Here is a 25388-nt window from a genome sequence, read left to right as displayed (position 1 = left end):
ACGACGGTGGATGGTTTTGGCGGCAACGACGGTGATACGGTGTCAAAAACGGGTGTGGCACACTGCCCCCACGGTATCGGGCGGTGCGCCGAAGAAGAGCTACAACCAGGGAAGCACCGTCGGATGAGGTGGTGAGGAGACCGACGGTGATTGCTCAGGTGTCGATGGTTCTCCTTAGAGACCCACCTCCATCGCGCGCGACACGACGCTCGCGCCGTAGCGCTCGTTCAGTTCCTCGTGTTGGTCCGGACGGTTCTCGTAGACGTCTTGGAACAGGCTAATCGGCGTCATCGCAGCCTGATACGTCGCCTCGTCCCACATTCGGTCCTTAGAGATGGAGAGCTCGGTTCCACCGATACGGAGCGTCGCCGACTGCTCCATGGCGATAGCACCGCGCCCGGCCTCTTTGGCCGCCTCGAACTCCTCCATGGAGTCGACGATGTCGTCCATGCTCGGGACGTACGAGGTTATATCGAGGAGTTCCTCGCGCAGTTCGTCCTCGTCGAGTTCTCGGGTATCTCCGCCGATACGGAGTTCGTACCCGTCGCCCGTGGCTTCGAGTGACAAGCGGTCGCCGTCGTACACTTCAACGCCGTCTTCAGATTCGAGTTCGATTTGCTGCCCGTCGATATCGAGCAGCCAACTACCGGTCTTCGGCGGAAGCGGCGACGTGTTCGCCTCCACGACCTGTCCGGGCGTGAGCGACCAGATGCCGAGCATCCCTTTCGCCTGATTCTCGGTCATGCGCTCGTGGTAGCCTTCCACGTCGCGGATGTCGTCGTAGGGACCGTCGACCGCGATGAGACCCGCAGCGCTTGCGCCGCGAGAGGTGTTGTGTCGGAGTTCCGGCCACGGCGGCAACTCGCCGGTCGGCGTAATCGCGCGCATGTCCTTCGTGTAGTCGACTTCGCCGTCGACGAGGAGGAACAGGCGTTCGAGATTGTTCGTGGGCTTGCCCATCTCCTCGCGGAGTGTCCCCATCGCGAGTTCGGCCTGACCGCTCTCGATGATGACGGACATGGCGATGCTGCCTGCTTCGAGACCGTGCTCGTTTTCGACGATAGTGAAGAACTCGTCGGCCTTCTTCCAGTCGTCGATGTCGCCGACTTCGGGGACGACGAATCCGTCGATGTGCTCGATGGCTCCTCGCTCGGGGTCGGCGATTTCCAGCATGTGCTGGAAGCCCTGATACCGAGTCGTCGGGCTGTCGCGGTGCCAGACGATTCGGGGGTGAATCTCGCCGGGGAAGTCCGCGCCGTGTTCGGAGACGACTTCGATGATGTTCTCGGCACCCTCGTCACGCATCGAGGGTGCTGTTGCATCCTCGTTGTCCGGCACCCACACGTCCGGTGCCTGCATGCCGCGGAGTTGGGCGGCGCTCCGGAGCATCTTCGCGGAGTCGTCTTCGCCCTCGACGGCCGTCGGCGAGGTGAAGAACGTCCGCACGAACTCGCGGTCGTGGCGTCGCTCAGTCATCGTCGTTGGCTCTGGCGTTGCTCGTAATGGGGTCGGCTTCGTCTTCGCTGAAGCCTTCCGACTCCTCGATGCGGCGGCGCGCCTCGGGGTCGAATTCCGTCTCGATGTCCTGGTAGCGCGAGACGAACGAGAGTTCGTGGTGGCTCTCGGTCGGGTGGCCGAGGTAGCGCTGTTCGAGGTCGAACTGCCCCTGTTCGTCCTCTTCGGCGAGCTTCTTGAAGTCCTCGTAGACCGAGTGGGCACCCGAGTGCAGGCCGAACAGCGTGATGAAGATGTACTTGTAGCCGAGGTCACCCAGTTCCTGGAACGTGAGCGGGTCTTCCTCTTCGGACCACGCGAACGACGACGAGTAGTTGAACGCGAGCTTCAGGTCCGGGTGCGTCTCGTGAATCTTCTCGGCGTAGTTGACCGCATCTTCACGGGACGGGTTCGGCATCTCGGGCCAGACGAGGTCGACGCCGGCGTCGGCGTAGATGCGACCGCGTTCGAGGTGTTCTTCCCAGTCGCCGTTGGCCGAGCCGTAGGCGTCGGTGCGGGCGATGATGACCGTGTCGTCGCACTGCTTGGCGTCGACGGCCGCCTCGAAGCGGGCGCGAGCCTTCTCGCGGGAGATGATTTGCTTGCCCGCGATGTGGCCACAGCGCTTCGGCGTCGTCTGGTCTTCGATGTGGATGGCGGCGACACCGGCCTTCTCGTACTCGCGGACGGCGCGACGGACGTTGTGGATGCCGCCGTAGCCCGTGTCACAGTCGGCGATGATAGGGAGGTTCGTCGCCTCGACCATGCGCTTTGCATTCTCGACCATTTCGGTCATCGTGACCATCTCCAGGTCCGGGAAGCCGAACTGCCCGAGGACGGTCGAATACCCGGACATGTAGGCAGCGTCGTGGCCGGTCATCTCGGCGAGCCGCGCGTCGAGAGCATGGTACATGCCGGGTGCGAACACGAAGTCCTGCGTGTTCAGCATCTCGCGGAGTTCGCGGCCTTTCGGGTTGTCGATATCGCGGACGAAGACGTCGCTGTCGAGTTCGGTCGGATTCATTGGGTGTCGGTAGGATTCTGGATAGCTCGCTCGATACGGTTCAGTTGGGCACGGAGCGCGGCGAGTTCGCGCCGGACGTTCGTCAGCTCGTCTTCTTCACCCGGTTGCTGGATGAAGGGGACGAGCGGCGCGTCCATGTTCTCCTCGTTGTTGGGGTACCGCCGAGGGATCTGGGGAGGGCGAGTTGTCGTGTCGGTTCGGGTCGTGTCGGTTCGGGTCGTGTTGGGTTGGTCTGTCATCGTCTACGTTGGTGGAGTCGGTGGTCGATAGCGGTCCAGTCGTGTGGCGGTGGGTGTGAGGTCAGATGCTGCGGATACTACCATTGTGCGTTGCCTCACATGGTCCGAGTCGGGTCCGACACTAAAAGTTAATCATTTATAATGATAATATTCATTAATGATTTACTTTAGTACGGTGGCATATTATGACATAAATTGTGGTGTTATAGCATACCAAACTAGTGCCGGTGCGCACCCGGTCAGACTCACCTCCGTCGTTCGTTATGGCACGTGCTAACAGTGCATTCCGCGTACACCACGCTTAATCGCGTTCACACCCGACGACGCACCAGCGAATGGCATCTGCGATTGAGATACGCGACCTGACGAAGTCCTACGGCGACGTCACGGCGCTCGACGGTATCGACCTCGACGTGCCCGAAGGGTCGTTCTTCGGACTGTTGGGGCCGAACGGTGCCGGGAAAACGACGTTCATCAACATCCTCGTCGGTCTCGTGCGCAAATCCGGCGGGACGGCGAGCGTGTTCGGTTACGACGTCGAAGACGACTACCGCGAGGCCCGCGACCGAATCGGCCTCGCACCGCAGGAGTTCAACGTCGACCGCTTTTTCCCCATCCGAGAAGTGCTCGAACACAAGGCTGGCTATCACGGAATTCCGCAGTCGGAGGCGCGGGAACGGGCTGACGAGGTACTCAAGCGAGTCGGCATCTACGACAAGCGCGACACCCGGTTCGACTGGCTCTCCGGCGGGATGAAACGCCGCTTCATGCTCGCACGAGCGCTCATCACCGACCCGGACCTCCTCATCCTCGACGAACCGACCGCCGGCGTCGACGTGCAACTCCGCCACGAACTCTGGGAGACCATCATCGACCTCAACGACCGCGGGACGACCATCCTGCTGACCACCCACTACATCGAGGAAGCAGAACGACTCTGTGACGAAGTGGCTATCCTCGACTCCGGGCGCATCATCGAAGTCGCCAGCCCCGAGGAGCTGATGGACCGCGGCACCGACGACATCGTCGTCCAACTTCGCGACCCGCCGACGGCAGTCCCCGACTTCGCGGCCGACGACGACCGCGTAGAGGCAGTCAACCTTGAGGGCACCCGCCTCGTCGTCACCGCCCAACAGGGGGGACTCGTCGCCCCCGACGTGGTCCAGACACTCGACCGCGCGGGCCACGAAATCGTCGACCTCGAAATCTCGCGCACGTCGCTCGAAGAGGTGTTCGTCGAGATGACGCGACAGGGCGAAGGCCGCGCGACGGCGGAGGTGACACAATGAACCTCGACGTAACCGGTTTTTACGCCCTGCTCCGGCGCGAAATCCTCCGTTTCGTCCGTCGCCCGCGTAACACGTTCGTCCCACCATTTATCACGAACGTGCTGTACTTCTCCGTCTTCGGCGTCATCCTCGGCGAGCGAATCGACGAGATTGCGGGTGTGCCCTACATCCTGTTTATCCTCCCGGGCCTCATCGTCCTCGGAGCCGTCTCGAACGCCTTCGAGAACGCGTCGTTTTCCATCTTCCACGGCCGCTGGAACCGCTACATCGAGGAGGCACTCACCTCGCCGCTTTCGTACACTTCGATGGTCGGCGCGTACGTCCTCTCCAGTGCGACCCGCGGCATTCTCGTCGGTACACTCGTTGCCCTCATCGGCGCGTTCTTCACGGCTGTCGGCGTCGCCCGGCCCTTCTACCTCGTCGCGTTCATGCTCGTCATCACCCTGCTCTTCGCGGGTCTCGGCGTCGTTGGCGGTCTCTGGGCCGACGACTTCGACGACTTGACGATGATGAACCAGTTCATCCTCCGCCCACTGGTCTTCTTCGGCGGCGTCTTCTACTCGCTCAACGAGATTCCCGAACTGTTCCGACAGGCGTCGCTCCTCAATCCGATGATTTACATGGTCAACGGCGTCCGCTACGGCTTCCTCGGCGTTACGGAAGTCGATCCGAACCTGTCTCTCGGCGTGCTGACGGCGCTCACGCTCGGGGTCGTCGGTGTCAACGTCGTGTTGTTCCGGCGCGGGTACGGGCTGACGGACTAACGCTCCCTCCGGTGTCTCCTTCAGCACTGTCTCGGGTCTCTATTCAGCCCGCGAGTGAACAGGGCTAAGATGACCTCGAAACGAGGTATCTCCATGCGCCAATTCATCGTCCTCGGCCACGACGCGCCGACGACACCCGACTTCTCGCTCGACGACATCGCCGGTGGTGCCGGTCGCCTCGACGTCCTCTGTCGCTGTGTCAACTCCGCGTTCTTCCTCTCGCACGATATCCGCAAGGATGTACGCGTGCATCTCGTCCTCGGCGACGAGTACACCGTCCGGTTCGAAGGTTCGGAGCTTCGGCGACTCAATCCCGACGAGCGCTCTACCGCCGCCCTCGTCCGAAAAGCGCTGGAGAAACGCGAGGAAGCAATCGGCCACATGCCCGCCGAGTCGTCACCGGGAGTCTCCATCCGGCGGATGGGCTTCGAGGAGACGCTCGACGAAGCGGCCCGCGACGCGACTGTCGTCGAACTCCACGAAGACGGCGACGCAGTGGTCGAAGTCGAACCCCCGGAGAATCCCCTGTTCGTCCTCTCGGACCACAACAATTTCACCGACGAGGAGGCCGACCTGTTGGCCGATGCAGCGGACGAGCGGGTTCGCCTCGGACCGGAGATTCTCCACGCCGACCACTCGATTACGGTGGCGCACAACTACCTCGATACAGAAGGCTATTCGCAGTACTGAATCGGGGTCGAGGTGTGCCACTGAGTCGTTCAGTGGCTGCCAATCATAACTGTTAAACGCGGCCGTGGCTTGCGTGAGAATGCGGGCCGGTGGGGTAGCTTGGTATCCTTCGGCCTTCGGGTGGCCGTAACCTCAGTTCGAATCTGAGCCGGCCCATATTCTCCCCACCTCTCACAGACCACGAGCGACAGCGAGTGGTCTGAGAGGTGTGGGAGATTTCACCCGGTGAAGGTTCGAATCAGGGAACGAACGCAGTGAGTGACCGTGGTTCGAATCTGAGCCGGCCCATACTGTATATACCCCTTTCCCGCATTTTCTTACACTTTCCAGCCACTGCTGGGGGTGGTCGGCATGAGTCTCGCGCCCTCTCGGAAGGCGGGAGACACCGTCGAAACAACCCTTCTACAACACCACACAGAGATACGGCACGTCTCCGGCGGCGATTAAACAGAAATTTGGGGTATTCGTGCGGTCACGCATCTGGTGGAAGCAGTTCCGTGAACTCGTTATCAGTGTGTCGTTCACAATATCAAAAAGGCTCTTACAGTCTCCATGAACGGTAGTGAGCCACAGTGATACTGACAGGCATGGGCTGCTGAATAGAGAGACTTCTCCACCTCTCGTTGGTCTGAAGAGCGGATTTATCATTAAATACAATGTACAATCTGCCATGGCATACGTCCAGTGTAACGGGGCAGACCTCTATTACGAAGATCACGGCGAAGGCCCCCCAATCGTGTTTCTCCACGGTGTGTTGCACAGCCTGCGTTTTTTCGAGCCGCAGTTAGCTGGTCTCTCGGACAAGTACCGCGCGGTCGCCGTCGATTTCAGGGGTCACGGCCGGTCGGAGAAGACGGAACTGGGCCACACAGTTGCCCAATATGCCCGCGATATTCACACCTTCGTCGAACAACGAGACCTTGAGGATGTCGTCCTCGTTGGATGGTCGTTGGGCGCTCTCGTTTCGTGGGATTACGTGGATCAATTCGGCACCGAACGGATACGAGGACTGGTCGACGTTGACATGGAGGCATCTCGATTTCAGTGGGATGACTACGATCACGGACTCACCGACTTGGAGGGAATTCAGGACACGCTCGCGTTGGCGCAGGGAGACCGGACGAGCCTCATCGAACGCATGACGGAGCAGGTCTTCAAAAACCCCAGCGCCGAGACGAAAACGTTACAGTTCGACGAGATCTCTCGGACGCCGGCCTCAATCAGAAGTGCTATTCTGATCGATGCGGTCACACGCGATTACCGACGCGTCCTCCGCGAGATAGATGTCCCCATGTTGGTGTGCGCCGGGGCAGACGAAGAAACAACACGGGGGACCGTCGCGGCAGTGAGAAACGTCGCGGACCTCGTTCCAGACGCCCAGTTCGAACTGTTCGAAGACAGCGGCCACGGACCGTGCTTCGAGGAACCCGAACGGTTCAATCGGGTCGTGAGCCAGTTCATCGACACACTGTGATCAATACGCGCCCTTGGGGCTTGTTTAGACGCAAGTGTAAGCGAACATACAGATAAATCCCGGTCTAAAGACTAGGTATCTGGGGATGATGTTAGAACCCAAGTCGAGAGAACAAATATTCTCACCCCCAAGTAGACCCGCTGAGAATTCGGGCCTCACATTTTGAGGTTCCCGGAACCGGAGTCCATATCTAACTATCTGATGTCGGAACCGTGCTTGGCGTCCTCCATCGCGAGTTCGACGCCGAACTCGTTTACCGTGGTAGACGCTGGTAGTAGGGATTCTGTATTCGGAATTGCCTCTGAAACAGCCACTCAGTACAGAGACGAGACTCACCGACTGGACTCGGACTCGACACCACAATCACCCGGTCCCCACTGTGAGTTTAGCGTCTGTCGAATTAGTTCCGGGGTTTATGTGACAGACGGTTTATGTTTGAATCGTATGTCCCCAAGTAAGCCACCCAACCTCTTGCAACGAGTTTGTGACCGGCAATTCCGCCGGTCTACCGCGACGATCATACTGGTTCTCCTCGTCGCGCTTGCTGGTTGTAGCGGAGCCCAAACGACTACCACCACCTCCCCCACACCCACATCCACACCCACTCCCTCTCCCTCGGAGTCAGCACCCACGACGAGTGCCTCGGACTCAGTTCGACCGCTGGCTGATGCTGGTGTGAATGCGACGAAGGCGTGGAATCGAACGACACAGATGGTCGGCACACAGATACAACAGCGTCCGTCCATCAAGGTCATCGAAGTCGAGTCAACTGGGTACTTTGGACTTCCGCGATATCTGCGTGTCTTCACGAACGTCTCGAAAGAGCGTCAATCTGGCATTGGTGGGGCGTACCTCCCGTTGAACGACACCGTCGTTATCTACCAACGGACGGTAAACCAGTCGACACCTGACGAGTTGGAAGCGATACTCGTCCATGAATACGGGCACGCGATACAAAGCCGAGACCAGCGATTCCGTCGGAACGGCTCCGGTCCTTCCTCGAAGGACTGGATGGTAGCGACGACGCTTCGTGAGGGGATGGCAGAGTACGTGCAGAAGGCGTACGAACGCCGCTATCTCGACCTCCCATCCGACCGTCGCCAGACCAGGTACGATACGTCGTCGACGGCGGAACGATACACGTTTGCCCCGTACTTCTATGGGATGCAATACTACGACCGGCGAGTCGACTCCCCATCGGAGCTTCCTGCGGTGGTTCGGACTCCGCGGGCGACGAGTGAACAAGTACTGCATGCGAACGGTTCCGGCACGGCCCCGCTTTCGGTCGTCGCCTCAGTGAACAAGTCGGTCACGAGAACCCAGACGTGGGGTGAACTCGCTACCCGGATTATGTTACGGGACTCACTGAGAGAAGAACGGGCAACCCGTGCCACAGCGGGCTGGAGCAACGACACGTACTATCAGTTCGGTCCGGAGGGTGCTGAAACAGTTGGCGTCGTGTGGGCCCACCGGTGGGATTCGCCAACTGAGGCGGACCAGTTCGAGGATGCGGCGAAACGCCATCTCGACCGGCAGCGAGCGAATACCGATGCGTACCGATATCGGTTCAAGCGCGTCGCACCGGAGACGACGGTTCTGCTGGCAGGAAACGAGACGTTCCTCGACTCGGTCGCGGTGACTGCGTCCTCGAACGAATCGGTGACAGTCACGGAGCGTCACAGCCGGTAACGGAGTCCTCGGTCTTGTACTTCGGCTGCTGAACTGGGTGAAGCGATTCTATTCAGCAGACTGGCAACGAGAGTAGGTTGGTTTGGTTCAGCCGATGTGTCAGCAGTGATTCACGCCCGCCGTAAACTGTGGAATTCTCCCACCGAAAGAAGATAGCTCGCTCCGTGTGAGTGGCAACACTCTCCACCAACCCGTGTCTTTCACCTCCAGTTACATACCAACCGGCTGCGATCCGAATGTAGTTGCGGTAGTGATGGCTCAGACTAACCTGTGAGCAGATGGGTGAATCCGCCAGACGGGCCGTCTTTCCGTTGTGTGGTACGGCACCTTCGGAAGCGTGTCTGGAGGCACACGCTGGTGGTCCGAGCAAGTACAGAAGGGTTGTCTCGGGCGTTGGAGTTCCACTTGAAGCAGGCGAAAGAGAGGTATTCTATGCGTCGTATGTGAGTCGATTCTTCGTGCATATCGCGGGCTAAACACTCCTTAGAAAGCTGCCATCTCGTAACTCCCGTGACAAAAGAGCTATGTCCCGGCCTTGGTTGCACCCGGTATGATACGCCCTGTCCGTGTGGCAACGAAGACACGGTACGGTGCTGAGCGACCGTCATCCGACGCGAATACCCTCCCAACGGTGATGCAATGACGGACAGTCCACCACTCGACCGCAGAACCGTCCTCGGCGCACTCGCAACTGCCGGTCTCGGGTCGCTCGCGGGGTGTTCGGCCCTCGGCGGCGGCACCGAGAACCGAGATGGAGATACGTCCGCAGTCGGGTCTGAAACTGCCCGCGAACTCGCAACCCAGTTCGCGCCGACGCTGTACTTCGACGCGGCCGAACAGTGGTTCCCGACGGACCCGCGTCCGTACACCACAGAGCAGGACGGCAAGACGGTCGTCTCCGGTTTCGACGCCTTCAACGGCTACCACGAACGGAAACACGAGACGGGCGAGCAGGCACCGGACCCGACGGTGTTCTACAACGTGGTCCAGTACGACGACTCGCCGCTCGCGGTGGTCCAGTACTGGCTGTACTCGGCGTTCGACCAGTTCTCGACGAACTTCCACTGGCACGACTGGGAGGTACTGCACGTCTTCGTCGACACGGAGGCCGGCGAGTCCGTCGGCGTGCCGCAACTCTACGTCGCCAGTTCGCACTCGCGGAAGGTGCCGAACAACGAGTTCCTCGACCCGGACCCCGAGCGACCGCCGCGTATCCTCTCCGAACTCGGTTCGCATTCGAGTGCGCTCTCGCTCAACGACAGGCCCGACCGATTCCAGCGACTGCCGACCGGCGAGACGTTCGCGGACATCACAAACCGCGCACTCGACCGCCTCGAGGACCTCGAGGAGATTCCGGTCGCCTACGGACTGCCGCGGGACGAAGGGGCGCGATTGCCGTACGTCGTTCCGGAACTCGACGGCGTTCCACTGTACGAGAACGAGCGACTCCCCTCGGTGACTCGGGACAACCTCGTTGACCAGGCGCTGACCGTCCGGTCGTTCGACGCACTCACTTCCCCGCCGGCGGACCTGCCGGAGCGCTCGACGGGATTGGTGTTCGCTCCGAACGCTGATACTAACACCGCCACTGCCGCCGACGCCGACGTGGAATACACGCTCGTCCCGACGAGCGAGGTCGAACACATCGCTGACTTCGTCGGGCCGCAACTGAGCTTCGAGTTCGCCGTGCCGTCGTTCGCCGAGGACGCCATCGCCAGCCACATCACCACGACGAGCACGCCGTGGACCCAATCGCGGTATGAGAATCCCGCGGCGGACATCTCCGACCCGAGTCATCGGGCCGCACTGGCCGAGCGCTACGACAGTATCGACGGGCCATCGACGCTGAACACCGTCTTCGTGGAAGTTACAGATGCGGTCACGTCCGACGACGCACCCGACGGTGAGGGGCTAACGACGAAGGAACCGACCGTCGAGTCGGTGTTGCTGTTGGAAAGCGACCCCGAGGCGGCTCCGACGTTCGGCGGCATCGGCATAGTACAGGACGTACCCGCGGGGGAGCATCGAATCACCGTCAACGGGGCGGGTGTCGCGCCGCACAGCGAGAGTGTTCGCGTCGGCGAGTCCGAAGACGGCTTCGTGGCGGCTGGTGTCGACGGCGAGATTCCGCTCGTCGCCCGCGAGTCGGCGACGAAACTGGAGGTCGACGCCGACGGGGCCGACAGCGACCTCACGGTCCTCGCGCTGGAAGACGACTTCGCCGGCCAACTGTACGATGCTCCGCTTTCGGGTCCGGATGCCGTCTACGTCCACCGCGGCGGTGCCTACACCGTCGAGGTTCGCGACACCGACGACGAGATTGGGGCCTTCCGCGTGAACCCGGACCCGAACGTCGATTCGGACAGTTCCGAGCCGGGGTCGGATATCGCCGACGCCGTCCGCATCGACACCCCCCGAACCGGAAAGGCGTCGTTGGCGTCGTACCTCGCCGACGTGGCCGAAGAGACGCAGGCGGCGGTCGCCAACGTAGACGATAGCACCGACGGGACCGACAGCCAGCAGACCGACGACGGAGACACATCGACTGGCAACCAGCAGACCGACAACGGTGGTGCATCAAATGCTGTTCAGGGGCTTGCACAGGCGCTCGGTGCCGTCGCCGAGGCTGCTCGGCGGGCAGCGGAACGCGCCGACGCGGGTGACCGCGGGCAGGCCGATGCAAACCTCGACACCGTCGTTTCGCGGCTCGAACGAGTTGCAGAGCGGTTAGCCGCGGCTCGTTCGGACCTCCCGGACGAACTCTTTCAGGCGACCGAGCGTCGACTTACCCAGTCCCGTCGTCGCTCTGAGCAGGCGCAGAACGCAAACAAACTCTGAGGTCGCGACTGCGCCAGCAGGTGCTGTTTGGAAATTCAGTCTCTCAGTGTCGACGCGACGCGTCGCTCACCGGTTGAGTTGCTATAGAAAGTGTGTGTTATCGTTCTGCCGCGAGGTGCGGCGTACTAAATTAGTTTAAAGACGCGTGAGGTTCGTCGCGCGAGGGCCCTTGGGGGCCTGCTCGATATCGAATTCCACATCCGTGCCTTCTTCGAGGTCCGGGCCGCCGATGTCTTCCATGTGGAAGAACACGTCGTCGTCAGCATCGTCCGTCGAAATGAAACCGTAGCCGCCAGTGTCGTTGAAGAAATCAACGTTTCCTTTCGCCATTGCTTTTGAACACACACGCCCTTCACGGATAAGACTTGTGAGGGTCGTAGTGTCATGGGTGCATTTTTCTGTGAATCTTTTCTGAAACAGCGGTATCAGTAGACATTTGTTTCTAGTATGTCGGTTCTGTGCGCGCTGACCTAGTGCTTCGAAGAGGATTGCACGCCCTTCTGTGGTATCAGCAGTTTTGAGGCTCGAAAGACGGTCGCTGTCTCCGACGAAATCTCACTTGAGCAACGGCCGCGCAGAAGGTGTCTCGCCGGGGTGCGACCCGAATACTCGAAATTTCAATATTTCCAAAATATCTACCGAACGAAACGATGGCGCGTGGTTCGTTTTTGCTTCGGCCGTCGCGTCAGAAGTCGCCGTTGACGATGTCGGCAACGCGTTGACGGTCGTATAGCTCTGCATCAGCGCCGTACAGGTCGGCCGCCAGACGTTCGGTCACCACGAGATTCGTAATCGGACCCTGGTAGAGACCACCCGCACGGTAGACGTTATCGTTCTTGACTGCGGTGAGGCTGCTTGCCACCTCATGGTTTTTCATATGCTTGACGACCGTGTTCTGGAATTCCTCGGCGGTCTTGGCTTCTTGCCCGCGGATGAGCAACACTTCGGGATCGACCTCCAACAGCGTCTCGTAGTCGATTGCCCCGCGGCTACTGTGGAAGTCTTTAACGTCTGTCTTCGCGAGCGCGTCCTTTACTTTGAGGTCGCGGAGATGTTTGAAGCTCGTTCCAGAGCTGATTGTGTAGGGATAGAATTTCCCCGGTGCGTCACCGCTGGCCCAGGTGACAGCCACCGATGGGCGTTCGCTTCGGCCGGGCACAACTGGAGCGAGGTTCGTCTGGAACTCATCGTGGACCGCCTCGAACGCCTCGTAGCGCTCCTGTTGCTGGAACACCTGCGCGAGTTTCTCGAAGGCCTCCATCAGGGTGTAGTACCGGTAATCTTCATGCCACGGGTAATCCGTCGAGAAGACCGTATTACCGAACACCGGGCCAATGTTCTCGCGCACTTCGTCGATGTCCTTCTGTTCCCACCCCTTGAAGCGGTTCATCAGGAAGTTGGGGTCCATAATGTGGACGTCCCCGTCGAGTTTGTAGAGTACTTCCTTACTGACGCTGCCGCCCTGTGAGAGGGACACCATATCGCTCTTATCGACGCTCAGTCCTGGAATGTCGTCGTAATAGTGCGTGTGATAGCGCGAAGTGAGCCAGACTCCTTTGGGCGGTTCCTGTCCGAGCGCGATACCCATGTCGGCCCAACTCCCATTATTCGCAACCCACGTTTCTGGCACTTGGTCGAATGAGACCTCACCGACCGGTTCCATCGAGGCAGTGTAGGACTGTGATTCTGCCGTCGTTGTCTCTGTCGACTCCGATTGGGTCGAAGTAGATGTGGACGTTGTTGTTGGCGTCGATTCGCCCCCGTTTTCAGTTTGGCCCGTACAGCCAGCCAATATCGCCCCAAGTGCTGTTCCGCCTGCCGCGATGAAACGCCGTCGGTTCATGTGTTTTTAGGGCCACCTAATATTTGATAAACGTTCCGAATTTAGGTGGGCCAAAAAGATGTGAAATTTATTATATGTGGTGTCTGTATTGAATGATGTTTCGGTTATACACGCGCTTGTCTCGTATTTCAAAGATTTGCGAGTTATTCTGTCATGCTGACAATTCTGTGGTTCGAAAGACAGCCACCGTCTCCGACGAGGCTTTACCCGTGGAGCGGCCGTGTCGATACCTGTGGATGCTAACGACGTTCGTCGCAAGTGGGAAGGCCGGTCGGGAGAGTTTTCGCCAGAATACTACGCGTACTACGGACCAAACGAGGCGAGTGAATCGATACGTCGACTCTTCGAGCGATTTCTCGACCCGACTGCGGTAATCCTCGAACTCGGCTGTGGGCCGGGACGCCACCTCTCGCACCTCCACGAACACGGCTTCGAGAACCTCGCCGGCGTCGATATCAACGCCGACTCGTTCGAGGTAATGGCCGACACGTATCCCGACCTCGCCGCCGACGGCACGTTCTACGCCGACGCTATCGAGAATATCGTCACCGAGTTCGACGACGAGCAGTTCGACGCCAGTTACTCCATCGAGACGCTTCAGCACATCCACCCGGACGACGAATGGGTTTTTGAGGAACTCGCTCGGTGTACGAGTGATGTGCTCATCACCGTCGAAAACGAGGGGGACGAACACCAGTCGACGGACGGGAGGTCGGTCAACGACACCCAGTACGACTTCCCACTCTACTATCGGAACTGGCGAGATATCTTTACTCAGTACGGATTCGTCCAAGTAGAGTCGGAACGCGGCGAACACGACACGTTGCGCGTGTTCAGACGAGACGAGTGACGAACGAGGCTGTTATGAATGTGTCGTCGACTCGGCGCTTGCGCTCGCCAGCAACGCCGTCTCCAACCGCGGCCAGACGGACAGGACAACCCCAGTTGCAACCCAGATTGGCCACTTGACCGGGCCCCCCAACGCGAACAGCGGGACGTTGTTGAGCGTGTGGACCCCGACTGCGAGCAGGAGGTTCCCGGTTCGGTAGTAGACGAGCGCGAACAACACTCCGAGTACGAACAACAGGCCCACGCTCTGGAGCGTCTGCGTCGGCGTCGCACCCTGGTACAGACGAACGGGTACGTGAACGAGGGCGAATACAGATTGAGACCCGAGCAGTGCGAGCCCCAGCGTCGGTGTCGCAGGGAAGTCTCCTCGCTGTTCGACGTACAGACGAACCTGCTCCGCGAGAAAGCCGCGATAGACGACCTCCTCGAACAGCGAGTTACCTGCCAGTTCGGTGACCACCAGCCCCGCGAGAACGACGGGACCCCCTGAGAGTGTGGGAGACGGTCCGGGAATCGTGCCGGTCGAAACGTACGCCGCGGCGACGATGATACCCTGTGCGACGACCCAGACGAGGACGATACTCCGGAGTGCCATCCGGGTCTTCGTGCTATCTAACCCGACGTCACTCGGCCGGAGCGATTCGCGCCTGAGAATCGCGAGGACGAGGGCGAGCCCACCGAGATAGACCAAAAGCTCTGGCCGGAGGAACCCTCCCGTCGCCTCGTACAAAGGGATATTGACGTTCGCTTTTACCCACGGGTTGACGACGACAGTGAAAGTGAAAAGATAGAGCAGGCCGACGACGGCGAAGACGGCGAGGAACAACCGGGTTGTCCCCCGACGGCTGTTTGGAACGGCGAACCAGGACGCTTCGGAGGGGCGTGTGGACATACGTTACAGCTCCGAGTGAAGATACTCTACCGAGAGTAAATGTCGCCTTGCCGCTTCCCGGCGGTTGAGAACGCGCCGGTTCGCGGTCGGCGACACATCGGCTCGCGGTCGGCGACGGACACACCGGTTCGCCCCCGGCGACGGACGCACTTATCCCTTCCAGTAGCGTCCTCCCCTCAATGACAGACGCCCTCTCGTTCGATATTACGAGCGTCGACGACGTTGCCGAAAATCGGGACGAAGTGGTCGCGGCGGTCGAATCCCACGCCGGAACCATTGCGCGCGAACTCGCTATCCTCCAGGGCGGCGACTACGGTCAAGAGACATTCAAGACGCGCCGCGGGAAGTGGACGCTCAAGTACGAGGCGGGCGCGCTGCAGTACCTCCGGTTCAAAGGCAAATCAGGTGGTGAGACGTACGTCGTCTCGACCAAGCAACCGCCCGAGCCGAAGCCGTTGGCGACGGCGATGCAGGACTACCCGGTGTTCGTCGAGGCGTACAACGAACACGTCGAGTCGCTCGACGGGGTTCTCGACGACGTGCCGACCGAGTTCCCGGCAATCACGACGACTGAGGAAATCGTCGCCGAGCGGGACCAACTGGTCGGCACCATCCGCGAAGTCGCAAACACCATCGCGGGTGAACTGAACCGATTCGACGGCGAGTACGGCACGTTCACCCAGCGCGTCGGCGGCACCCGCTGGGAGCTAAAGTGGGATGGCCCGCAAGTGTCGTATCTCCGCGTCGGCGGTGAGGGTGGTGTCTACCTGCTCTCGCAGTACGAACCGCCGTCAGCCCCGGACGTTCGGGAACTCGCCGGTGATTTCGTCGGATTCGTCGAGGCGTACAACGAGTACGTCGACGAGTTAGAAGCCGACCTTGCGCAGGTCTCGTTCGACGGCACGAACTGAGATTCGTCGTCTTTGGAGGGCCCCGTACGCCGACCGCGACGTTTTTGCACTCACCACCGCCACGTGAATCTATGGCTGATGACGACCTCGCGTGGGAGACAACCGACACGCGAATCGACTACTCGTGTCCCGGTTTCGACATCCGCATGGACGACGTGCGACTTCCTGACGGGACCGAGACGGACTTCCACTACGTGGACGAGCCACCGGCGGTCGTGGTCCTTCCCTTCACGTCCGCGGGCGAACTCGTCGTCATCGACGAGTGGCGACAGGCGGTCGGGCGGACGAACCGCGGTCTCCCCGCCGGTGGCACCGAGGAGGGCGACGACGATTACGCGGCCGCCGCCCACCGCGAACTCGTGGAGGAAACGGGCTACGAGGCGGAGTCGATGGAACCGCTCGTGACCGTCGAGCCCGCCAACGGCATCGCCAACTCGATTCACCACTACTTCGTCGCCCGCGGGTGCGAACAGCGCGCCGACCAGAACCTCGACTTCAACGAGAGCATTCGACCGACGACGGTCGACTACGACGAGTTCCGGCAGTCGATTCTCGCGGGCGAGGTTCGGGACGCCCGGACGGTTCTCGGGGTTCTCTACTACGAACTCGCCGGTGAGTGAGGCGGGTCAGGACGCGAGTCGAGCGGTCGAATTCGGGGGCGCAGGCGGGAAGGATTTTGGCGTCGGGGTTCGTATTACTCGCCTGTGACTACTACGACGCGCTCTTCTGACCCAATCCGGTCCTTCTTTGCCGCTATCGCCCTCGGCGCTGGTGGTCTCATCGTGGGGACGGCACTCGTCTTCACCACCCAGTTTGCGGTGGTGAGCGCAGGCGTTGAACTGACACCGCTGTCGCTTATCGTCACCTCGCTCATCCTCATCCAGGGGATTTCCTTCGGTGGCGTCGCCCTCCTGTACTCCCGTTATCGCGGTCTCGACCGGTCGTACTTCGGCGTATCAATCCCGTCGCTTCGTGACATCGTTGCCGTCGTTCTCGGCTACATGACGGCGCTTGGTGCGGTCTTCGTGAGCGCGTTCATCATCTCGGCGATTGGCGTCGAACCCGGGTCGAATCAGGTGACGGAAATCGCTGCGAAGGACCCCGAAGTGTTACTCCTCCTCGTTCCGGCGTCGTTCCTCCTCATCGGCCCCGGTGAGGAACTACTGTTCCGCGGCGTCGTCCAGAATCGCATCCGCGAGGCGTTCGGTCCGGTCCCGGGTATCGCCCTCGCCAGCGCCATCTTCGCTGCGATTCACTACGTCGCGCTCACGGGCGGCGCGGGTGGTCGGCTCGTCACCATCGGTATCCTCTTTTTCCCGAGCGTCGTCTTCGGGACAGCGTACGAACTCACCGACAACCTCGCCGTCCCGGCGCTCATCCACGGCGCGTACAACGCGACACTCTTCACCATCGCGTATCTCACGTTCAAGCTCGCCGAGATGAACCCCGGTGAGATTCCGACCGAACTGCTGTTCTGACCGACGACAATACCAGCTTTTTTCTTTCGCTGCCACCTCGGGTAATTGTGTTCTTTTCGCAACCTATGTTGGCAGCCCAGGGTGTAGTTCCGACTGCCATCACAGGCGAGATGCTTGTCGTTTTCGCGCTGATTCTTCTCTCTCTCGTCTTGTTCGCGACCGAATGGCTCCCCATCGACGTCACCGCAATCGTGGTGATGGTTCTTCTGATGGTACTCGAACCGTGGACGCAAATCTCCCCACGAGAAGGGCTTTCAGGATTCGCCAGTCCCGCCACGATAACGGTGCTGGCGATGCTCATTCTGAGCACGGGTATCAACCGAACCGGAATCGTCCAACTCATCGGGCGAAAGATGGCCGCCTTCGCTGGAAACGACCGCCAGAAACAACTCGCCGCGACCATCGGCGTCACCGGTCCGGTCTCGGGGTTCGTCAACAACACGCCAGTTGTCGCGATACTGGTTCCCGTCGTTTCTGACATCGCGCACAAGGGAAAAACGTCGCCGTCGAAGCTTCTCATCCCGCTTTCGTACGCCTCGATGCTCGGGGGGACGCTGACGGTCATCGGGACCTCCACCAACATCCTCGCGAGCGACATCGCGGCCCAAATCGGACGTGAGTCACCGGGTCTCGGCCTGCACGCGTTTGGGATGTTCGAGTTCACCAAGCTCGGTATTGTCGTCTTCGCCGTCGGTGCACTCTACTTGATGACTGTCGGCGTCCGACTGCTTCCCGAGCGCGTTCCGGCCGAGGACGACCTGGTCGAGGAGTACGCGCTACAAGAGTATCTCGCAGACGTGGTCGTCCCCGCCAACTCGACGCTCATCGGGCAGACAGTCGAGGAGGCGCTCGGTGACGATACCCTCGATATCGATGTGTTACAGCTCATCCGCTACGGTGAGCAGTTCTCCGAGCCGCTCGCCCGCAAAGAGATTCACGAGAACGACACCCTCAGGCTCCGGACGAACCGGGAAACGCTCGAACAAATCATGGGGACCGAGGGACTCACCTTCGTCGGCGGGCCTCGGACTGCAGAAGACCTCCACCCGGGTGAAAAAGAGCCGGTTCTCGTCGAGGTTGTTATCCCTTCGGGGTCGTTCCTCGTCGGCGAGACACTCTCCAGTTCGACGTTCCGCCAGCGCTACGACGCGAATGTCCTCGCGTTTCGCACCCGCGGGAAAGTCGTCCGCGACCGCTTCGAGGATATTCGGATTCGCGTCGGCGACACACTCCTCGTACAGGCCCCACCGGATAGCCTCACCCGCCTCGTTCAAAACGAGGACTTCATCGTCGCCCACGAATTCGAAGACGTGGACTACCGAAACGAGAAAATTCCGTTCGCCGTCGCTATCATCGCTGGCGTCGTCGGGCTTCCGGCATTCAACATCCTGCCTATCGTCGTCTCGGCGCTCGCCGGCGTGGTTGCGATGATTCTCACCGGCGTCCTCAAACCGAACGAACTGTACAAATCCGTCGAGTGGAACGTCATCTTCCTCTTGGCGGGGGTTATCCCGCTCGGTATCGCCCTCCAGCAGACGGGGGCGGCGTCACTCCTCGGGTCGGCAGTCGCCTCAACGGCGACGTTTCTCCCTGCGCTCGGTGTCCTGTGGGTATTCTACCTCGCAACCGGTTTGCTGACGAGCGTCATTTCGAACAACGCGAGCGTCGTGCTCATGATTCCCGTCGCCGCCAGCGCCGCCGAATCAATCGGTGCGAATGCGTTCGCGTTCGTCCTCGCCGTGACCTTCGCCGCGTCGACAGCGTTCATGACGCCGGTGGGCTACCAGACGAATCTCTTCGTCTACGGCCCCGGCGGGTACACGTTCTCCGACTTCCTGCGTGTGGGTGCGCCGTTGCAGTTTCTCCTGTCGATCGTCACCGTCCTCGGAATCGCGTTCTTCTGGGGGCTGGGCGTGTGAGGCGGGGTTACGGCTCTTCCGACTCCGCGCCGCTCGCGTGGTCGTAGAACTCCGAAATCGCTCGGTCGTCGTCGCTTCCCGGCGGTGCACCGACGTACACTCCGACTTTCCCGATATCGGGGTGGACCGTCACGTCAGGTTCGCGCATGGTCGACACTGCGAGATATCGGAGCGTGGAATCGGAGTCGTTGACGACGCAGTGCGCGCCGGACTCGTCGGTTGGACACGGCACGTAGTCTCCCTCTTGTAACTCGTACGTTTCACTGCCGAGGCGGAGCGTTCCAGTACCAGAAAGGACGTACAGCGCCTCTTCGTTCGCCGCGTGGTAGTGGTACGACCACGGTTGGCACCCCGCCGGGAGTTCGTAGAGGCTACAGCCGAGTTGCTCGCTCCCGGCGGTCCCACCCAACTGTTTCTGTTTGAACTCGCCTTCGACGCCCTCGTAGTCGTCCCACTCGATGTCTGTCTCGTTGACTGGTTGCATACCGGGCATTCAGGAGGTGCGATAAAAGGTGTTGGCGGGCAGACGGGAGAACGAAGCGTTTCACCACGAATCAACATTCGTGGGCTTGCGGGACGTTCAGCCCTGTTCTGTCCCGGTGTCCGGTCTGGTTCGATTCTGTTTTCAGTTCAGTTGTCTGGTCTCAGTTGCGCCGTTCGACACCGACGGCTGACCCGTCGAGTCCGAGTGAGTCGACTGCTGGCCAGCGTTCCCCGCTGGTGAGTTGCTGGACTCGAACTGGGTAACGAGTGACTGGAGTTGCTGTGCGCGGTCCGAGAGAGATTCGGACGCGGACGCGATTTCCTGAGTCGCGGCCGTCTGTTCTTCGGCCGCCGCCGAGACGTTCTGTGCTTCTGTCGCCGTCTTGTCGCTGAGATTCGTAATCTCGTCCATCATCGTGACGACCTCCTGCGTCGATTTCGCCTGCTCGTCGGTGGCACTGCTAATCGACTGGATGGAGTCGTTGCTGTCTTCGATTTTGTGGACGATTTCTTCGAGTACTTCGACCGTCTCGCCGACCGTTTCGCGACTCGCTTCGACTTCGGATTGCGTCTCGAAGGTGTCTTCCGCGACGTTCTCAGTTGACTCTTCGATATCGCCGATGAGCGACTCGACTTCTTGGGTCGCCTCTGCGGTTTCTTCGGCGAGTGTCTTCACTTCGCTTGCGACGACAGCGAAGCCTTCGCCCGCATCGCCAGCACCGGCCGCTTCGATGGAGGCGTTGAGCGCGAGAATACTCGTCTTCTCGGCGATGTCGTCGATGAGTTCGACGACCTCTCCGATCTGCGTGACCGACTGCTGGAGGTCTTCGACTTCGGAGACGGTCTCGGTCGACCGCGATTCTAACTGCTCCATCTTCTCGATAGTCGAACTGGCCGCCTGCTGGCTCTCTTTTGCGCGGTCGACGGTTCGCCGCGACTGCCGAGCAATCTCTTCGGAGGAGGATGCAATCTCCTCGATTGTCGCAGAGAGGTTACTCAGTTCCGACTCCGCGGAGTTGAGATTCCGGTGTTGCGTCTCGTTCCCCGCGGAGATTTCTTCGATACTGTCGGCGACGTCGGTGCTCGTTACCTTCACCGCGTTCGCGCTCGCGGTGACTTCCGAACTCTCGTCGTCGACCTGTTCTGCGAACGATTGAATCTGGATAATCACCGAGTCGATGGCGTCCATCATCTCGTTGAATCCGTTCCCGATACGCTGCATCGCTTTGTTCTGACTCTGCGCGTCGACTCGGACGGTGAGGTCGCCGGCGGCGGCCTGTTCCATCGCTTCGCCGTATTCCTCGGCCTGCCGTTCGAGGTCAGACGTGAGCGCGTCGAGTTCTGAACGCTGTTTGTCGAGTTCCTCGCGCTTTGCTTCCGCGTCCGCGAGGAGGTCCTTCATGTCCTCGACGATTGCGAGCGTCGCGGTGCCGCCGATTGCGAACACGGCAACCGTCGCGGTCATAAGCGGCCCGGTCACGAGGTCAAACACCTCTGCGTAGATCCCTGCCTTTTCGAGTGCGAGGCTGAACGTCCACATGACGCCGAGGATGGAACCGAAGGCGAACGTGAGCCAAAACGGTGATTCAGCGTCGCTATCGCGGTAGTTGAGCCATCCAAGTCCTGCCGCACCGATGAAGCCGAGCGTGCCGATTGCGTCGAAGAGTGCTGCGAGTGTAACCATCTCTGTTCACTCCGTATTGATGACCTGCTGGCGGCGGACGTACGCCGCTGCGAGGAACGTGATACCAGCCATGCCGATGCCGAGACCGTGTTCGACGAAGTTGAACAGTGGTTCTAAGAGGAACACTTCGACGTTCGTCGCCACCATTCCAGCGACGAGCAACACGTAGCCTGCGGTGAACAGTTTCGTTTCGTCTCTGTACTGCGTAACGACTGGTATGAGCCCGACGAGGGACACGACCAGTCCAGTTACTTCGAGTGGTGATAGCTCAGCCAACATTTGAGTTCCTAGTTCTGCTAAAATGTTTTTAAATTAGTCGCCCAAATAATCTATTTTGATAATTCTCTCGCCCACTAGCTAGACATATGCAAACTTATTTTTAAGAACTGACAGTATCTGCCGCAATCGATTACGGTATAGGGTGTCTCGATGTGCGCCGTCATCTTCAGGTGCGAACGCAACCCTTACCGCCGCGCTCGCGGAACGCCAACCCATGCGCGACCATTTCGAAATCCGCGATGGGGACCTCGCCGGCCGAATCGGCCGCTTGACCGTCCCTCGCGCGGGGGTCACTGTCGAGACGCCGGCCCTCCTGCCGGTCGTCAACCCGAATATCATTACTATCCCTCCGGAGCGACTCGAATCCGAGTTCGGAGCGGAGATTCTCATCACCAACTCCTACATCATCAAGAAAAACGAGCACCTCCAAGAGGAGGCACTCGACGTGGGGCTTCACGAGATGCTTGATTTCCACGGGGCCATCATGACCGACTCCGGGTCGTTCCAACTTGCGGAGTACGGCGAAATCGATACGACCACCGAGGAGATTCTGCAGTTCCAACACGACATCGGCACGGACATCGCCACGCCGGTCGATATTCCAACTCCGCCGGACGCCGACCGCGAGCAGGCTGAAGAGGACCTCGAAGTCACGAAACAGGCTATCGCCGACGCCGAGGTCGCCGATACGGGTGAAATGCTCGTCAACGCGCCCGTCCAGGGGTCGACGTATCCCGACCTCCGCGAGGAGGCCGGTCGTCACGCTTCGGCGTCCGACCTCGACGTGTTCCCTGTCGGCGCGGTCGTGCCGATGATGAACGCCTACCGCTACGGCGACATGGTTGACGCTGTTGCCGCCGCGAAACGGGGTCTCGGCGTCGACACGCCGGTTCACCTGTTCGGCGCGGGCCACCCGATGATGCTCGCTCTCGCGGTCGCCCTCGGCTGTGACCTGTTCGACTCGGCCGCCTACGCGCTCTACGCTCGCGACGGGCGCTATCTGACGGTTCGCGGGACCGAACACCTCGAAGACCTCGACTATCTCCCGTGTACCTGTCCCATCTGTACCGAATACTCGCCGGACGACCTCCGGGCGAAGGGGTCGGAAAAACAGGAACAACTGCTCGCCGAGCACAACCTCCACGTCACGTTCGCGGAACTCCGCCGCATCAAACAGGCCATCCGCGACGGCGACCTGATGGAACTCGTCGAGGAGCGCGCCCGTTCGCACCCCGCGATGCTCGATGGCTACCGCGCTCTACTCGACCACGCCGACCTGCTCGAACGCGAGGACCCCGCCTCGAAGGGCGCGTTCTTCTACGTCTCCAACGAGAGCGCTCACCGGCCCGAGGTTGTGCGCCACCACGACCGAATGGACCGCCTGACCGCCGAGGGTCACGTTCTCCTCACTGAAGGCGGCACGCCTTCCGGCGACGAGTTCGACGCGACGTGGCGGGTCGTCCCGCCGTTCGGCCCCTTCCCGCGTGCACTCTCGGAGACGTACCCGCTCACCGCCGAAGTGCCGGAGCGACTCGACCGCGACGCCTACGAACAGGCCGCGACCGGTGTGTCCCGATTGGTCGAGGAGAACCCCGATGCGACGTTCACGCTCGCCCACAACGACTGGCCCGCGTCGGCGCTCGAACTCGTCCCCGAGTCGGTCGAACTGGAGGCGCTGTCGGCGGTCTCCGAGCGACTGGCGGAGGAGGCGGCGGACGAAGAAGACGCTTCTGCAACTTCGCACGATATCTCGGCCGACGAGTAGAATTCGCTCCTGACATCTCGGCCGATGAGTCGGGTTCTTCCCTTCTCGACCGCCCCGCAGTCTGCCGGTCGATGGTCTTAGGTTCTCCCGACGTGTCACCGCATACGATGGAGGCTGTCCTCTGGTACGTACTCACGGGAACTCGCGGGGGTGAAAACCGTGTGCGTATTCTCAAGACCGTGGAGGAACAGCCACGCAACGCGAACCAACTGGCCGAGACGCTCGACCTCGACTACAAGACCATCAGACACCACCTCGATGTACTGATGGACAACGACGTCGTCCAGCGCAGCGGCGACGATTACGGCGCGGTCTACCTCCCGTCGCAGCGATGCCGCGCCAACTGGGAAACCGTCGAGACGATTGTCGACAGGATAGACTGACTATGGAGAGATTTGGGAAAGTGTATATGAGGCTCACGGGGAAACAGGTGGACGAATGAGTATCTGGGTGGACGTTGCGAAGGTCTCCTCGGGAATCAACGTCGTCGTGCTTCTCGCACTGTCGGCGATTTGGGCCCGGAACTACCTGACCTTCAGGTCCAAACACGCCGTCGGCCTCCTCGTGTTCGGGGTGTTCCTCCTCGCGGAGAACGCGCTCGCGTTCTACATGTACCTTTTGGACCCCACGTTATCGGGATGGTTCAGCACCAAAGTGCCCGTCATCGTCTGGCGACTCATGATGCTCCTCCACGTCTTCGAGACGATTGGGCTTGCGTTCCTCGCGTGGGTAACGGTCGACTAAACTACCTGCGTCGCGGTCGCCCCGTCTCCCGCTCAGTCTCGCTGTTTTCGCTCGTGGGTCGGATGTTCGGAGATAAAGACGCTCGTGTGGTCCGGCACGTCTTCTGTGACCCACGAGTTCGCGCCGATGCTCACGTGGTCACCGATTGCGACCGCGCCGAGAACTTTGCTTCCCGCACCGATGACGACGCTGTCACCGATATCCGGGTGGCGTTTGTATCCCTTCTTCAGTGTGTGCTCTTCGTCTTCTTGTTCTTCGAAGTGGAGCGCGCCGAGCGTCACGTCCTGATAGATTCTGGCCCACTCGCCGATGGTCGTCGTCTCGCCGATGACGACGCCCGTGCCGTGGTCGATAAAGAAGTAGTCGCCGATGGTGGCTCCGGGGTGGATATCGATGCCGGACTCCATCTTTGCGTATTCAGCCAGTTCACGGGCGTATTCCGGTGCGCCAGCCTCGTAGAATGCGTGGGCGATTCGGTGGACGACGACCGCCTGTACGCCGGGGTACGACCGAATAATCTCCATGTAGCTTCGCGCCGCGGGGTCACCTTTGTAAGCCGCCTCGACGTCTTTCTTTAGCGTCTCTCGAATCGACGGCAGGCGTTCGACGACCGTATCGACCACCACTTGCGCGTCGTTCCCGTTGTAGGGTTTGATTCCAGAATAACAGAGTGAAGCGAAGTTTGCAACGCCGTCACGGAGTGTCTCTCCGTCTTCGACCCAGTTCCCGGCGTTCCAGCATCGCGGGAACAAGAGTCGCTTGAGGAGGTCCACGTCCTCCCGGAGGTGGTTCCGCCGCGGGAAGGAAAGCGACGTATCGGTTGGGAACGGGGGTTCGTCGTCGCGGTACGACGCTATGAGGCTCTGGTGAACGTCGCCCGAGTACGTGTAGGACATTCGATAGCGATAGTTGGTGGGCGGACGCTATTTAATCTCGTCTCATTGCTTTCGATTGTCGTTTTTTCGTATCATTCTGGAAGCGCGTCCCATCCGGTCGATCAACTACCCTCGTCGGCTCGACTATCCGTATGATAACGCTTC

General features: G+C 60.4%; 24 protein-coding genes and 1 tRNA gene. 15 read left to right on the top strand and 10 right to left on the bottom strand.

Features of this window, described 5'->3' with window-relative positions:
* Positions 1-174: 174 nt before the first annotated feature.
* From aceB to HFX_RS13105, 3 genes are read right to left on the bottom strand one after another with little or no spacing between them, the layout of a single operon-like run.
* Positions 175-1476: a malate synthase AceB gene (gene aceB, locus HFX_RS13115; protein WP_004059465.1), complete on the bottom strand. Its 1302-nt coding sequence runs from the start codon at positions 1474-1476 to the stop codon at positions 175-177.
* The gene (gene aceA, locus HFX_RS13110; RefSeq protein WP_004059467.1) at positions 1469-2518 is read right to left on the bottom strand and encodes an isocitrate lyase; all 1050 of its coding nucleotides are present in this window, start codon (positions 2516-2518) and stop codon (positions 1469-1471) included. Before aceA ends, aceB begins: the two co-directional genes overlap by 8 nt.
* Entirely contained in the window at positions 2515-2757 is a 243-nt protein-coding gene (locus tag HFX_RS13105) for a hypothetical protein (protein ID WP_004059469.1), read from the bottom strand. The genes aceA and HFX_RS13105 overlap by 4 nt, the downstream gene beginning before the upstream one ends.
* Before the next feature lie 335 nt (positions 2758-3092).
* Between HFX_RS13105 and HFX_RS13100 the strand changes: the two genes are divergently transcribed.
* From HFX_RS13100 to HFX_RS13070, 7 genes are all read left to right on the top strand, one after another.
* Positions 3093-4046, top strand: coding sequence for an ABC transporter ATP-binding protein (locus tag HFX_RS13100; protein WP_004059472.1), 954 nt, complete (start codon positions 3093-3095; stop codon positions 4044-4046).
* Positions 4043-4810, top strand: a complete 768-nt coding sequence (locus HFX_RS13095) for an ABC transporter permease (protein ID WP_004059474.1) — start codon at positions 4043-4045, stop codon at positions 4808-4810. The genes HFX_RS13100 and HFX_RS13095 overlap by 4 nt, the downstream gene beginning before the upstream one ends.
* A 93-nt stretch (positions 4811-4903) precedes the next feature.
* Entirely contained in the window at positions 4904-5500 is a 597-nt protein-coding gene (gene trmY / locus HFX_RS13090; RefSeq protein WP_004059476.1) for a tRNA (pseudouridine(54)-N(1))-methyltransferase TrmY, read from the top strand.
* Positions 5501-5583: 83 nt separating this feature from the next.
* A tRNA-Pro gene (locus tag HFX_RS13085) sits at positions 5584-5656 on the top strand.
* A 514-nt stretch (positions 5657-6170) separates the two neighbouring features.
* Positions 6171-6974, top strand: a complete 804-nt coding sequence (locus HFX_RS13080; protein ID WP_004059477.1) for an alpha/beta fold hydrolase — start codon at positions 6171-6173, stop codon at positions 6972-6974.
* Between the two features lie 675 nt (positions 6975-7649).
* Entirely contained in the window at positions 7650-8663 is a 1014-nt protein-coding gene (locus tag HFX_RS13075; RefSeq protein WP_014732422.1) for a M48 family metalloprotease, read from the top strand.
* A gap of 639 nt (positions 8664-9302) precedes the next feature.
* Positions 9303-11501 (top strand): hypothetical protein, encoded by a 2199-nt coding sequence (locus HFX_RS13070; RefSeq protein ID WP_004059479.1) that lies wholly within the window; start codon positions 9303-9305, stop codon positions 11499-11501.
* A gap of 135 nt (positions 11502-11636) precedes the next feature.
* Here the strand turns inward: HFX_RS13070 and HFX_RS13065 are convergent, their stop codons facing one another.
* Together HFX_RS13065 and HFX_RS13060 are read right to left on the bottom strand one after the other, a co-directional pair.
* Positions 11637-11831 (bottom strand): cold-shock protein, encoded by a 195-nt coding sequence (locus HFX_RS13065; RefSeq protein ID WP_004041873.1) that lies wholly within the window; start codon positions 11829-11831, stop codon positions 11637-11639.
* A 355-nt stretch (positions 11832-12186) separates the two neighbouring features.
* Complete coding sequence (locus HFX_RS13060; RefSeq protein ID WP_014732423.1) at positions 12187-13344, bottom strand: ABC transporter substrate-binding protein; 1158 nt, start codon at positions 13342-13344, stop codon at positions 12187-12189.
* Between the two features lie 232 nt (positions 13345-13576).
* Here HFX_RS13060 and HFX_RS13055 point away from each other — a divergent pair, with 232 nt between their 5' ends.
* Positions 13577-14194 (top strand): class I SAM-dependent methyltransferase, encoded by a 618-nt coding sequence (locus HFX_RS13055; protein WP_004059481.1) that lies wholly within the window; start codon positions 13577-13579, stop codon positions 14192-14194.
* Between the two features lie 12 nt (positions 14195-14206).
* On the opposite strand, the gene HFX_RS13050 is transcribed toward HFX_RS13055, so the two are convergent.
* Entirely contained in the window at positions 14207-15085 is an 879-nt protein-coding gene (locus tag HFX_RS13050) for a CPBP family intramembrane glutamic endopeptidase (RefSeq protein ID WP_004059482.1), read from the bottom strand.
* A 179-nt stretch (positions 15086-15264) separates the two neighbouring features.
* On the opposite strand from HFX_RS13050, the gene HFX_RS13045 reads away from it, so the two are divergent.
* The 4 genes from HFX_RS13045 (at position 15265) to HFX_RS13030 (ending at position 19393) form a co-directional block, all read left to right on the top strand.
* Positions 15265-15996 carry a hypothetical protein gene (locus HFX_RS13045; protein WP_004059485.1) on the top strand — a complete coding sequence of 244 codons (732 nt, stop codon included), beginning with the start codon at positions 15265-15267 and terminating at the stop codon, positions 15994-15996.
* Between the two features lie 71 nt (positions 15997-16067).
* Positions 16068-16616, top strand: coding sequence for an NUDIX hydrolase (locus tag HFX_RS13040; protein WP_014732424.1), 549 nt, complete (start codon positions 16068-16070; stop codon positions 16614-16616).
* Between the two features lie 84 nt (positions 16617-16700).
* Complete coding sequence (locus HFX_RS13035) at positions 16701-17474, top strand: CPBP family intramembrane glutamic endopeptidase (RefSeq protein WP_004059500.1); 774 nt, start codon at positions 16701-16703, stop codon at positions 17472-17474.
* A gap of 110 nt (positions 17475-17584) precedes the next feature.
* Positions 17585-19393, top strand: coding sequence for an SLC13 family permease (locus HFX_RS13030; protein WP_004059501.1), 1809 nt, complete (start codon positions 17585-17587; stop codon positions 19391-19393).
* Positions 19394-19400: 7 nt separating this feature from the next.
* On the opposite strand, the gene HFX_RS13025 is transcribed toward HFX_RS13030, so the two are convergent.
* The 3 genes from HFX_RS13025 to HFX_RS13015 form a co-directional block, all read right to left on the bottom strand.
* Positions 19401-19877 (bottom strand): cupin domain-containing protein, encoded by a 477-nt coding sequence (locus tag HFX_RS13025; protein WP_049917477.1) that lies wholly within the window; start codon positions 19875-19877, stop codon positions 19401-19403.
* A 141-nt stretch (positions 19878-20018) separates the two neighbouring features.
* The gene (locus HFX_RS13020; RefSeq protein WP_004059505.1) at positions 20019-21560 is read right to left on the bottom strand and encodes a methyl-accepting chemotaxis protein; all 1542 of its coding nucleotides are present in this window, start codon (positions 21558-21560) and stop codon (positions 20019-20021) included.
* Positions 21561-21566: 6 nt separating this feature from the next.
* Positions 21567-21839, bottom strand: a complete 273-nt coding sequence (locus HFX_RS13015) for a hypothetical protein (RefSeq protein ID WP_014732425.1) — start codon at positions 21837-21839, stop codon at positions 21567-21569.
* A gap of 214 nt (positions 21840-22053) precedes the next feature.
* Between HFX_RS13015 and tgtA the strand changes: the two genes are divergently transcribed.
* The 3 genes from tgtA (at position 22054) to HFX_RS13000 (ending at position 24348) form a co-directional block, all read left to right on the top strand.
* Positions 22054-23604 carry a tRNA guanosine(15) transglycosylase TgtA gene (gene tgtA / locus HFX_RS13010; protein WP_004059507.1) on the top strand — a complete coding sequence of 517 codons (1551 nt, stop codon included), beginning with the start codon at positions 22054-22056 and terminating at the stop codon, positions 23602-23604.
* Positions 23605-23711: 107 nt separating this feature from the next.
* Entirely contained in the window at positions 23712-23987 is a 276-nt protein-coding gene (locus HFX_RS13005) for an ArsR/SmtB family transcription factor (protein WP_004059508.1), read from the top strand.
* A gap of 55 nt (positions 23988-24042) precedes the next feature.
* Positions 24043-24348 carry a hypothetical protein gene (locus HFX_RS13000; protein ID WP_004059509.1) on the top strand — a complete coding sequence of 102 codons (306 nt, stop codon included), beginning with the start codon at positions 24043-24045 and terminating at the stop codon, positions 24346-24348.
* Positions 24349-24380: 32 nt separating this feature from the next.
* Here HFX_RS13000 and epsC read toward each other — a convergent pair whose 3' ends face one another.
* Entirely contained in the window at positions 24381-25244 is an 864-nt protein-coding gene (gene epsC / locus HFX_RS12995) for a serine O-acetyltransferase EpsC (protein ID WP_004059510.1), read from the bottom strand.
* Positions 25245-25388: the final 144 nt, after the last annotated feature.

Origin of the sequence: Haloferax mediterranei ATCC 33500 (genome assembly GCF_000306765.2) — an archaeon.
Lineage (GTDB): Archaea > Halobacteriota > Halobacteria > Halobacteriales > Haloferacaceae > Haloferax > Haloferax mediterranei.
The sequence above is the reverse complement of the archived record's forward strand: the minus strand, read 5'-3'. Positions and strand labels throughout refer to the sequence as shown.